This window comes from Thermofilum sp. (genome assembly GCF_038871435.1).
GTDB classification, from domain to species: Archaea; Thermoproteota; Thermoprotei; order Thermofilales; family Thermofilaceae; genus Thermofilum; species Thermofilum adornatum.
On the sequence record NZ_JAVZIC010000002.1, the window covers coordinates 278899 to 291006 of the forward strand.

Here is a 12108-nt window from a genome sequence, read left to right on the forward strand (position 1 = left end):
TTATTCACCCATTTGCTTTAAAGTGAAATATATTAGGAACAAGTAAATTGGTAGTACTAATATAGTATATGCAGCGGCAAGCGGGAAATTAATTTCCGTAAGAAAAGCTATTTTATATGTAGCCATTGGTATCGTCAAAGTTGCGTCAACTGGACCACCACCAGTAGTCATGTAAATTTGTGTAAATTCTCCCAGCGTCCACATCGTTGAGAGCAACATCACGGTCAAGAGAACTTGTTTTAATTGCGGAACAGTTATATGAATAAATTTCTGGTAAACATTGGCCCCGTCAATCTCAGCCGCCTCATACAGGTCTGTGGGGATAGCTTGTAGACCAGCTAGATAACCCATAAAGAAGAAGGGCCATCCATGCCATATATTTATAAGGATAACTGACCACATAGCATTCTCATAGCTCATCCAGTGTACAGGCTGTAAACCTAACATTTTGAATATCGTGTTGAATGTACCTCTGTAGTTATAGTTGAACCAGAACAAAACTGCTACAACGAAAGACGGGAAAGCCCATGGAAGAATTGAGAAACCTCTTAAGAAGCCTCTTCCCCAGAATTTCTTGTTAAGGAGTAGAGCTACTCCTAAGCCAATTAATGCCTTAGAAGTCACAGAAATAAAAGTATACAACAAAGAATTACCAACAGACTTATAAAACATAGAAGATGCTAGCAATCGTTGATAATTCTTGAGACCAGCAAAAACGGCTTCTCCACCTATAGTTTTTTCTTGAAAGCTCAGCCATATGTTATATGCTATCGGGATTATGAAGATGAAGATAATCAAGACTAGGGTAGGCAGAACATAGATCCAGTTATAAAGTGATCGAGTAGTTTTCGACATAGAAAAATCACCAAAAAAGAAAAATAATTTTTTATCCTCCATATACTCTTTTAACTTCTTCCCTCAGCTTTGCTGCATACTCGTCTATGACTTTGTCTGGATCCTCTCCTTTGATGACTACTCTCTGAATCATTTCGTTCCACGTGAACCCTTCTCTAAATGTCTCGCTAGGTGTTGTTCTCTCACCTAACGGGAAGGCCGCTGTTTCCATGAATTTGATTTTTTCGACCGCTTTTGCTGGGTCTTCACCGAGGGCAGGATACTTGCCTGCTTTCCAGTCTTTGGAGATTACCTGCATTTGGGACTTAAATATGGGGAGCGCATAGAGGCCTGAGGCTTCACAGAATCCTTTACGATAGTCTTCTTTGTCGGCATATAAGTAGTAAACCAGGTCTTTTGCAAGGTCTGGATATTTTGTTGTTTTGAATATGAAAACGCTTTCGTCGCCACAGTCTACTGAGACTGGCAACAAGAATAATTTGGTGTTTGCTGCTAGAGCAGGATTCTGTGTCATTACTGCATACCATATGCTTGCCGGATTCATTGTCATTGCAATTTTTCCTTGAAGGTAGGCATTGTTGTTGGATGCATCGACCCATTGATCACTATCTGGCGGAGTTAATTTCTCAAGCCATATCTTCCTTTCTATTTCAAAAGCTTTTTTGAGACCCGTTCGATATGGCTCTTTATCCATTATAACTCCAGCTACACTTCTATCTGTTAGCATTCCTCCCCCGTATCCTCCCCAGAAGTGTAGGAAGGTCCACCATGTATCGTAGCCGTTCAATCCTAAGGGTAGACCTACTCCATACACTCCAGGCTCTACTTGGTTTAAGACTTTTGCAGCAGTATAGAAGTCATCTAGTGTTTTTAATGGGAATAGGTTTTCTGCATTTGCTTTTTTGACTATGTCCCAGCGGACATGTAGCCAGGTGGCTTCAAACATTGTGGGAAGGCAATAGTAGTGACCGCTCCATTCGCATTCTTTGAGTTTTATTTCATATATGTCGCTTTTATTTAGTTTCTCGATAATGTCATCTATTTGTATCAATAATCCTTTCTCCGCGAAAATAGCAACCGGGTGACCATTTATCACTATGTCAGGCGGGTTTCCTGCTTCAACAGCTGCAATAAGCTTCTTTCCAATATCTGTTACCGATAACCATGTTATTTCAACATCCACGTTATTCTTTGCCGCCCACTCACGAACTTTCTTTTCAATCCAATACATCTGAGGTGGTGTAAATGTGCTTCTTCCCCAGATAACTAGTTTAGGCCTAGTTGTAGCGGTTTGTTGGGAGGGGGTTGTTGGTTGCTGTGGAGTTGTAGGCTGTGGCTGCTTAGGTTGCTGCATTAGAAAGAAGCCAATGCCTGCTATTATTAGGACGACTAAAACAGCAATGGCAATTATTTTTGTATTGTTTTTTTGGCTCATCAAGGTGTATTATTATACTTTACCATTAATATTTATAGCCAAACTTGTTTGGCTATCCATAATTTCGCTCATTTAGTAATTCCTCCAAGAGGGCTTTGACGTCATGTTTTAACTCTTCAGGAAGAGGGATGAAGGGTTTTCTGGGCAAACCGGCATCTACTCCCCGCAGTTTCATAAGTGTGTACACGAGAGGAATTGTGGAACCCAGTCTATGGAGTTCTTTTCGGAACTTGTTTATCATGAACTGAAGTTCTACAGCCTTCTCAAGATCATTTTCCTCGAGCAACTTAAATAGTTTATAAACTACTTCAGGGGCATAATTCGACATTCCAGGAATAAATGCACGTGCTCCTAAAACATAGCCAGGAACCATAAGAGCCTCTGTACCAACGACTACGTCGAAATCTTTTCCCACTGTTACCTTATATTCTATAAACTGTTGAATATCAAAGCTACTGTCTTTAATACCAACTACCCCTACATTTTTTAGCTTAAGTGCAAGTTGAGGGTTAATTTGATAGCCAACTCTTTGTGGATTGTTGTATGCGTAAACTGGTATCGTGACAGAGGCTACTATGTCTTTAAAATACTCCACAACATGAGAGTCCGGGTGCGCATAGTAGAAAGGAGGAACACTAGCAACAGCATCTGCACCGATATCTTCCGCGTGCCTAGCCAATTGGACTGCAGTCTCTGTGTCTGTTGAACCGACATGTATAACTACAGTCTTTGACCCTTTGACAAATTCCATTATTTTTTCAGCAACTATTTTTCTTTGATCTATTCTCATTATAGGTCCTAGACCATAAGTGCCACAAACATAGTAGCCATGGACATATGGATAAGTAAATTCAATAAGTCGACTAAGAGTGTCTGTCTTGACTTCTCCCTTCTCATCGAATGGAGTTATAAGTGGTGGTAAGATACCATACAGTTTTTTCTCATTCATCGAATCCAACGATAAAGTTACCCTTATTTAACTATGGAGCCAAACATATTTGCCTTTCCAGAAAAGTTTTAAATAGAAAGATTAATTCTATGAATGCAGGTTTACAATGCACAGACCTTATCTCATATATATGCGACCTTACCAGAGTACTTTAGCAGAACTCTCGAAAATACCAGGAGTAGAGATTTTGGTTCTAGGCATAACATACGACGATAGTAAATCAAAGACTTTGGTCTACTCGCTAATGCCACAGAAGAAGAAACATGTAGATGAATTTAGCAAGGTACTCAATAAAGAAGACACAGGAAAAGTGAAGATATTAATGAAGTCGAAATCCTCTCTGACTTTTGTAATAGAAAAAGACAGCTGTGATTTTTACGCGTATACTCTAGGTTCTGGGAATTTTGTCATTTTTCCCTACTTAATTAGGAACGGAGTTAGAAAGTTTTACCTTATATCTGAAGAGGATCCAAAAGTAATAACCGAAAAGTTGGCAAAGAGGGGTGATATTTTAAGATTTCAAACTTCATACATCTATGAAGCTATAAATGATTCGTATAAACTAATTCTTCAAGCAGACATTTTTTCAAAATTAACTCCTTTGCAACGAGAAGTAATTTCTCGTGCAGTGATTCGGGGCTACTTCGACTGGCCCAGAAAGTTTTCCTTAACTGATTTAGCAAAGGAGCTTGGTGTGTCAAAGGCTACTCTGGCGGAGCATATTCGAAGATCTGAGGCAAAAATTTTAAGTTCTCTTGTAGGCTTAGAATGGAAGAACACTAGATATGAGAATACTAGCAGTTGATATAGGAACTAGCACAGTAAAATCAGGTTTAATTGATTTTGAAGGAGATGGAGTGAAGGGATTCAATACAATTGAAGTTCCCCTTTTAAGACCAGAGCCTGAAGCAGCAGAGCACAGCGCCGATTATTTATGGGGAATATTTAAAGAGACTGTCAAGGAGACAATTCGAAAAGCAAATATGGAGGAGATAGATGGAATAGTTGTTTCTGGATACCTGTTTGGTCTTATCGGGTTAGATTCACAAAACAGACCATTAACAAATATATTTACATGGCTTGACAGAAGACCAGCAAAGTATCTTCCTAGGCTTTATAAGACTTTAGATCCGTTTGAGGTTTACAGGAGGACTGGATGTCCTCCTTTATATATATATCAATTAGCGAAGTTGTTTTGGTTACTACAAGAGAAGAAGACGCTTCTCGAAAAGACAAAAACTATTCTGGATGCTAAGGGTTTTTTGTTTCTGCGTCTTATTGGAGAAAAAGTTATGGATAGAAGTTCAGCTTCTGGTTCGCAACTCCTCAATATGTATTCTCTCGATTGGGATTTCGACCTTATCGAATCGATTGGTATAGACCCTGGCATATTGCCAAGGTTGGTGGAGCCTAACACAATTATAGGAGACTTACCTGTAAGCATCGCTAACGAACTTGGGATAAAATCTGGGGCTCCCATTGTAGCAGGAGTTTTTGATGGAGCAGCGGTCTCTATTGGATTAGGCGGTTTGAATCAAGAGATAGCTACTTCTCATTTATCTACTAGCACGATGCTTAGAGTTGCAAGCCCGTATCCGGTCATTGATAAGTCTCCCTATATGCGATTCCAAACATACTATTCTTTAAAGAAAACTTGGCTCCCGGGTGGAGCAGTAAACAGCGGTGGCGTTGTCTTAAGGTGGTTCAGGGATTCTTTGGGAGGCTTAGAGAAAGTATTGGCCCAAGATCTAGGCATAAGTGTATATGAGATTCTGGACAGAGAGGCAATGCTTTCACCTCCAGGGGCAAACGGCATTATTTTCTTACCATACCTTAGTGGAGAGAGATTCCCTATTTTTGGTAACAACTCAAGTGCTGTAATTTTTGGACTAAGAGAGTGGCATACAAAAAGAGACATTTTGAGAGCATTCATGGAAGGAGTCGCTTATAATCTGAACCTTGTCAATGAGGCTCTGAGGGAGAACAACTTAAGATTTAAAGAAGTGAGAATTACAGGTGGCGGTGCTCAGTCCCAGCTATGGCTACAAATATTGGCGGACGTTTTAAATACGCCTATAAAGGCGTTTACTAGAGGAGATGCCGCTTTGTTTGGCTCAGCGCTAGTTGCTCTGGAAACGCTGGATCCATCTTTCGAATTAACTAAATTCGACCAATATCTTCGTTTCGACAGGATAGCCCTTCCTTCTGAAAACAGATTGGTTTATGAGAAGCAATATGAAAAATTTAAAAAAGTTTTAAATAGTTTGATTCCTTTGTTTAATGAGAACTAAGCTTTATTTTTGCTCTTGTTCCTTTTTCTAAAACTTCTTTGTTTACTATGTACTCGAAGGGTGGTTCCCCCCGTATGACCTGTAAGATTGCATTAGCATTTGATTCATCCATCCCTCTTAAAGCCTCTAAAGTATTTGCACCTATGTGAGGTGTTATAATGACATTCGGGAACTTAAGAAGAGGATGATCAGCTCCAATGGGTTCGCCTTCTATTACATCAAGCCCAACTCCTCCAATTTTTCCAGTCTCGAGTCCTTTAATCAAAGCATTTGTATCGATTAGTTCTCCTCTAGCTGCATTTACTATTATTACTCCTTTTTTCATTTTCTCTATTTCCTTCTCGCCGATGAGATGATAGTTCTCCCTAGTTAAAGCAGCATGTAGCAAGATGATATCTGAATTTTTTAAAAGCGTATCAAAATCTACCAGCTCAGCTCCACTTTTAAAGGCCTGCTCCTTGCTTACATAGGGATCATAGGCTATGACTCTAGCCTCGAATCCTCTAGAAAATATTTCTGCAACTCTACTGCCAATGTTTCCTAGGCCTACGATGCCGACTGTTTTGCCCTTAATGTTTATTCCAACAATTTTTCCTCTTTCCGACCATTTCCCTTCCCGAACATAGCCGGCGGATAAACAGACTTTTCTCGCAACATTAAGGCATAAAGCGACGGCTAATTCTGCTACTGCATCTCTTTCCTTGTATCCGGGGACACGTGTAACAATGACACCGTACTCTGTTGCCGCTGTAACATCTACATTGTCGTATCCTATGCCGTGTCTCGCTATTAGTAAAACATCTTTCTGGTGTTCGAAAAACTCTCGATCATAAAACGGTGTTACACTTGCAATTATAAAATGATAGCCCGAGAGTTTTTCAGCTAGCGGCTTACCTCGTAGGGTTTTATCTACGTCCAAGAAATCAACCTGTGCAACTCTTCTTAGGTTTTCTAGAACATCGGGTGCAACAACTCCATAAGACCTTGAATTCACTATTGCAACTTTGTACATACATTTGTTTATAGGCAGGGCATTTTAATTATTATCCCCATACATTGTTTGGTCTTTCCTCATGTTTTTCGCCGAATGTGTTTGGCATAAAAATTATTTAAAAGAAAAGAACGTATTTCTTGACACAAATGTTTGGAAGACTGCCTAAACTTTTGGTTGAGAACAAGATCAGTCTGGGTGCTTGGTTAACGATTGCAAATCCCGAAGTTCCAGAAATGCTTTCTCTACTCGGTTTTGATTGGCTCTTGTTTGACGTTGAACATGCACCTTTAGACTTTCAAATGCTGGAATATATGTTAATGGCCGTAAGGGGGGACACTACTCCCATAGTAAGAGTACCCTTTAACGACCCTGTTTATGTAAAACGCGTCCTTGACCTAGGATTTGCCGGTATTCTCTTCCCATTAATCAACAAAGCTGAAGATGCTAAACAAGCTGTTGCATCAACGAGATATCCTCCAAAAGGCATTAGGGGTGTAGGTCCCCGTAGGGCCGCTAGTTATGGTTTAAAGACAAATGAGTATTTTGACAATGCCGACAAAGTGCTAGTAATCGTCCAGATCGAGACACAAGAAGCCGTCAAAAATATTGAGGATATACTCTCGGTTGAGGGAGTAAATGCATTCTTTATTGGACCAAATGACCTATCGTTTTCATATGGGTACAGGTCTTGGAAAGAAGAGATTGTAAGAAAAGCCATAGAAAAAGTTGCCGAAGTTTCAATGAGCCTCGGAGTTCCTGGAGGTATGTATTGTCCTGACGATGAATCCTTAGAATTCGCATTGAAAAATGGTTTCAAATTTATAGCCTTGGGAAGCGATTACAGGTTCTTGGTTGCAGGTGCTAGGAGTAGACTCGAAAAAGCAAAAAGTTTAGCCAATAGTTTCTCATAACTAATGCATCCTTTTTTCTATTGTTACGTATAAATAGACATTTTTATTTTGAAAACATCGTTGACAAGGTGTCTAATGGTGGGCATTAAGTATATCTCTCTAGACATGGACGGAACCATCGTCAGCAGGAAGTATGTGGACTATTTTTGGCTAGAGCTTGTTCCTAGGCTGTACGCCGAGAGACATAGCTTGGACATTGAGACGGCAAAGCGTGTCGTGTTTCAGTCTTACGACGAGGTCGGGCAGGGAGATTTAAGGTGGTATCTTCCTAGGTACTGGTTCCAGAGGTTCGGTTTGATGGACGAGCTTGAATATGCTTTGAGCGAGGCGGGGAAGCTCGTCGAAATTTACGAGGATGCCCTAGAATTTTTCGAGAACGTGCCAAACCATGTTAAACTGGTGCTTAGCACTAGCGCGGCGAGGGATTTTATCGGTCTCGTATTTTCGCGCTTCCCATTCCTAGAAAAGAGGTTTGTAAGGGTTTTTTCCTCATCCTCGGACTTCTCTCTCCCAGGCAAACCCCCAGAGTTCTTTAAGGCTATTCTGCGCGAGCTGGGGATAGGGCCACACGAAATACTACATGTTGGGGATGACCCAGAGAGCGACTACAAGAATCCATCATTGGCTGGTCTTCGCGCAGTACTTGTTTCACGAGACGGAAAATATGATGGAATTAAAAGTTTAAACGATGTCTTACATATGATTGATTTCTATTAACAACGCTGCACCGTAGAGCTTTATTAACTCTTAACTCTGAGGCAAAAATATAATGGATAAAGGATGGGTGGAGATTCTCAGGTTTGTGGTTCCCAAGTCGCTTATAGACAAGTTACGTAGATATGTAGCCAAAAGTGGGATGTGAGGTTAAGCTCTAATAGGAAAGCAATTCGGGACAGGAACATGGAAGAAATAAGCATATCCTCTCGCTTACCAAGCGAAAGAGTGGACTCAATCGTAGGACTAGGGCTAGAGTCAGATTTTGGGTGGCTGGGGCGAAGATTTAAGCGATGCCTTGAAGTATAGAGTTAACAAAAGTATTTCAGGCAAGCATGATCCTTGAGCTTTTACCTCAGAGAAGCATGGAACGCATATCAATGTTCTCCAAACAGCGCAACACACATGGTGGCAATTTCTGGGAGAAAGGCTGAAATATTTCACTTGGGATTTATTACATGGTTAGATGTGGAGGTTAGAAGACTTTCCACGGGAATTCCTGGCCTGGACGCCCTTTTGAGGGGCGGGATCCCAGAGGGTTTCTTTGTCGCCCTCGTGGGGATGCCTGGTACAGGTAAGACTATTACATGTCTGCATTTTGTATGGGCTGGTTTGAGGGCTGGGGAAAGCGCGATATATGTGACTACGGAGGAGAGCAGGGAGAGCATCCTGAGGCAGGCAGCGCAGTTTAAGATGGATTTCCAGAGCGCTTTGGAGTCTGGCAGGCTTGTTATTATTGATGCCCTTATGCGAGAAAAGGAGGACGAGTGGACCCTTCGCGAGCTCGCTGTAGAGGAAATGCTTAGCAGGATTATAGAGGCAAAGAAAAAGCTGGGGAGAAACGCCCGCAGGCTTGTTATTGACTCTATGAGTGCTTTCTGGCTTAGGGCTCCTGTCAAGGCTAGGGAGGACAGCTACACTGTCAAGAGGATACTAAACAAGTGGGGGTTCACAATTATGGCTACAAGCCAGTATGCTATTACGACTGGTAGCGCTTTTGGCTGGGGCCTTGAGCATATTGCCGACGGAATCATCCACTTTAAGCGTAGAATGATCAACGGTGTCCTCACGAGGTACATCATTATCGAGAAAATGAGGCAGACAGCCCACGACTTGAGGGCATGGGAGATAAAGATAGAGGACGGCGTCGGCGTTGTAGTGGTAAAGCCACTGGAGAGGAGGCTCGAAGACGAAAGCTTACCAGAAAAAGTACAGAAGAAGATCAAGACCCACTCGGAAGAGTTCTCACTAGAATAGCTGGCAACATATCTTTTTTATACATATCCAGCAAAGTAACAATTGTATGAGCCTACCTGAATATGTTGAAGTAGTAACCAGGCAACATACCAGGTTGCTGCACCCCAAACTCGTGGTCCTCGTTGTCTCAATTGGGAAAGATGGCAGAGCCAATGTTATGCCCGCGGCATGGGTCACACCTGTCTCTGTGAATCCGCCGCTGGTTGCCGTTGCGATTTCGCCAAAGAGATACACGTACAAACTGATAAAGGAGAGTGGAGAATTTACCTTGAACCCGGTAGAAGCCACAATGCTGGGGCTAGTCGAAGAGACTGGCTCGACAAGTGGTAGCGAAATAGACAAGTTCAAAGCATATGGGATAGAAAGTTTAACACCTCTCAGGGTAAAGGTTCCATGCATAAGGAATTCACTGGCGTGCATCGAGTGCAGAGTAGCGGCTGAGTATCCTTGTGGTGACCACTCTTTGTTTGTGGGAGAAGTATTAGCCGCGAGAGTCAGGCGAGATGCGTGGAAAAACTCTCTTTATGACTTGTCTAAGGTTCGACCCCTTCTCCATTTGGGTGGAGAAGAGTATACGAGTGCATGTAAATTTTGAGTCGTATAATGCCGCTAGAGTCACACACGATTGGGAAAACATATGTGGAGGATTTTTCTCTAAGTGATATAGCCGGGGTTTCCAAACTACAGTTAGTTAGACCTTATTAAATAATACTTAATGTTGACGAAAACTATACTTTTCTAATCATCTCGTGTATTTTGTTTTGTCCATTAATCTCTCGTTGTACTTAGAAATAAAGCAGAAGACAATGACGAAGGAACTGAAAAAAGATCAAGCAACCAAAAAGCTTCTTGGAAAAAATGTTTGTGAAAAAATAATTTGTTTTTTAAGGTGGCATAGGTATGTGGAAGGCTGCAAATGCTACGTGGTACCACACTATTAGCATTGTTGCTATGAATACTCCGGGCCACACTTTGCCTGTTTTCCTGTAGAAGTACGTTAAGATGCATATTGTAAGTATTGAAACAACTGGAACAACTATGTAGTAGATCATTGCAAGTGGGACTCCGCCATAAACGTATGTCCAGGAAAGCGTCTGTGGCATTCCGATGTAGAGTGGTACGTAGTAGTAAAGGAGGAATATTATTGAGCCTAAGGATACAATTAACGAGTTTATGAGCAGTTCCATTGTTAGGCTTGCTTTTCCTTCTTTGTACCTCATGAATCCTGCGAAGAGTACTCCTGTTACTAGGTAGTAGAAGAGGAATGGTAGGAAGTACGTAAATGCAAAGGTGAATCTAATTGTACTCATTGGTCTCAGGACGACTGGTTCAGGTAGACCTGCAAGCGTGAATGGGGTCCTGAACAAGGCGTAGCAGTATGTGAGTGTTATGTAGAGTGGTAGGAGTGTCAAGGCCGCGAACAGGAAGCTCTTAGCCACCGTTTTGAGTGAGAGATCCAGTCCTGTGTGTTGTAGTGTGAAGCCTTTCTTCCTGAGGCTTGCATAGTAGAATGTCGCGAGCAACACTACAGTTACAAGCGCGACTGTGTCTTGCCAAGCCATATACCTGTTTGTCGGTGCTTGAGGCGTGAATATTGTTAGAAGCATGGGGTTCATTCCCCACTCGATGAATGTCGGCAAAAATAGTAGGGGTGGAAGTGCAGTTGTTATGAACGCTGCTATCCAGTAGCTGTAGCCTGTAAAGCCCTTGTATTCGGGCGGTGTTCCCTTTAGCTCCTTGAATGTTTCTGTTTCGAGCAGGTATCCTCCAAATGAGAATATGAAGAACATTGCTGAGAGGAATGCCAGGCTTGTAAAGAGCTGTTTAAGTGGGAATATCAGGTCATTTCTCGGGATTTTTTTGCCTCCTTGGAGCGTCATACTGAACCATTCTATCACGTTGCCAATGCTTGTCGGGTCATCGGTTGAGGCTGCGTGGTCTATGTATGGTTCGTATAGTATTCTTGCTGTTCCTTTGGATATATCTCCGTAGACTTTTCCTGGTATAATATCTTCAGTCACATTGAATATTTGCTTTAGTACAGGGGACTTTGGTATGTCTTTCCCAGTTGGAACCTGAAGCCAAAATGGTGTAAATTCATCTGCAAATGCCATCTGTATCGCTACATTCTTTAGCCTTGGAGCTAATGTTGGGGGCAAGACATAGGAATCCATGTAGAACATTGCTTTATAGCCATCTGGCACTGCGAGTGCCGCGCTCTGTATTGCCCAGCCACCCATAGACATGCCTACGAGTCCAATGTTGTTTTTGTCGACATATGCAAGGCTCCTAAGATAGTTGAGCCCAGCTACGGCTCCGTAGGAAAAAGCTCCCACATTTCCCTCTGAGAAGCCGTGTCCAGTCATGTCGATTGATAGTACGACGTATCCTCTTCTTGCTAGTTCGAGAGCAGTATTTGTCATATAGTCTTTCTGGTTATTGTATCCATGTATTGCTAGTATTCCTGGAGCTGGTTTTTGAGGTGTAGCGTCGGCTGGAACGTAAAGGTGAGCGCTAATCATTTCGCCGTTTGGCCCATAGAATCTGACGTCGTTTACTGTTACGTAGCCGAAATCGCTTATTACTAGGTATGCCAGAAAGCTGAAAAGGATTGCTAGTAGAAGGGAGGCGGCGGCATACATTCCAATTTTTGATTTTTGCATTTTTTGTCGTTATAAAAACTATCGAAAAACATATATATT

The 12108-nt window shown here is 41.8% G+C and carries 11 protein-coding genes; 6 read left to right on the forward strand and 5 right to left on the reverse strand.

Annotated features, from left to right (window positions below; all coding sequences use genetic code 11):
- From QXT17_RS03930 to QXT17_RS03940, 3 genes are read right to left on the reverse strand one after another with little or no spacing between them, the layout of a single operon-like run.
- Entirely contained in the window at window positions 1-855 is an 855-nt protein-coding gene (locus QXT17_RS03930; protein WP_342814426.1) for a sugar ABC transporter permease, read from the reverse strand.
- A gap of 31 nt (window positions 856-886) precedes the next feature.
- Complete coding sequence (locus tag QXT17_RS03935) at window positions 887-2290, reverse strand: ABC transporter substrate-binding protein (RefSeq protein WP_020963035.1); 1404 nt, start codon at window positions 2288-2290, stop codon at window positions 887-889.
- Window positions 2291-2342: 52 nt separating this feature from the next.
- Complete coding sequence (locus tag QXT17_RS03940) at window positions 2343-3239, reverse strand: dihydrodipicolinate synthase family protein (RefSeq protein WP_020963034.1); 897 nt, start codon at window positions 3237-3239, stop codon at window positions 2343-2345.
- Between the two features lie 106 nt (window positions 3240-3345).
- Here QXT17_RS03940 and QXT17_RS03945 point away from each other — a divergent pair, with 106 nt between their 5' ends.
- Both QXT17_RS03945 and QXT17_RS03950 read left to right on the forward strand, forming a co-directional pair.
- Complete coding sequence (locus QXT17_RS03945) at window positions 3346-4044, forward strand: helix-turn-helix domain-containing protein (protein ID WP_052886590.1); 699 nt, start codon at window positions 3346-3348, stop codon at window positions 4042-4044.
- The gene (locus tag QXT17_RS03950; RefSeq protein ID WP_020963032.1) at window positions 4025-5530 is read left to right on the forward strand and encodes a gluconokinase; all 1506 of its coding nucleotides are present in this window, start codon (window positions 4025-4027) and stop codon (window positions 5528-5530) included. The genes QXT17_RS03945 and QXT17_RS03950 overlap by 20 nt, the downstream gene beginning before the upstream one ends.
- Here the strand turns inward: QXT17_RS03950 and QXT17_RS03955 are convergent.
- A complete protein-coding gene (locus QXT17_RS03955; RefSeq protein ID WP_020963031.1) occupies window positions 5517-6542 on the reverse strand; it encodes a D-isomer specific 2-hydroxyacid dehydrogenase family protein in 1026 nt (341 codons plus the stop codon). The genes QXT17_RS03950 and QXT17_RS03955 overlap by 14 nt on opposite strands.
- Window positions 6543-6670: 128 nt before the next feature.
- Here QXT17_RS03955 and QXT17_RS03960 point away from each other — a divergent pair, with 128 nt between their 5' ends.
- The 4 genes from QXT17_RS03960 to QXT17_RS03975 all read left to right on the forward strand — a co-directional run bounded on the left by QXT17_RS03960 (window position 6671) and on the right by QXT17_RS03975 (window position 10001).
- A complete protein-coding gene (locus tag QXT17_RS03960) occupies window positions 6671-7435 on the forward strand; it encodes an HpcH/HpaI aldolase/citrate lyase family protein (protein ID WP_020963030.1) in 765 nt (254 codons plus the stop codon).
- A gap of 75 nt (window positions 7436-7510) precedes the next feature.
- Window positions 7511-8152 carry an HAD family hydrolase gene (locus QXT17_RS03965; protein WP_020963029.1) on the forward strand — a complete coding sequence of 214 codons (642 nt, stop codon included), beginning with the start codon at window positions 7511-7513 and terminating at the stop codon, window positions 8150-8152.
- A gap of 465 nt (window positions 8153-8617) precedes the next feature.
- The gene (locus QXT17_RS03970) at window positions 8618-9406 is read left to right on the forward strand and encodes a KaiC domain-containing protein (RefSeq protein ID WP_052885683.1); all 789 of its coding nucleotides are present in this window, start codon (window positions 8618-8620) and stop codon (window positions 9404-9406) included.
- A gap of 46 nt (window positions 9407-9452) precedes the next feature.
- Entirely contained in the window at window positions 9453-10001 is a 549-nt protein-coding gene (locus QXT17_RS03975; RefSeq protein ID WP_020963027.1) for a flavin reductase family protein, read from the forward strand.
- Between the two features lie 289 nt (window positions 10002-10290).
- On the opposite strand, the gene QXT17_RS03980 is transcribed toward QXT17_RS03975, so the two are convergent.
- Window positions 10291-12069: a S9 family peptidase gene (locus QXT17_RS03980; RefSeq protein WP_020963026.1), complete on the reverse strand. Its 1779-nt coding sequence runs from the start codon at window positions 12067-12069 to the stop codon at window positions 10291-10293.
- Window positions 12070-12108 lie beyond the last annotated feature (39 nt).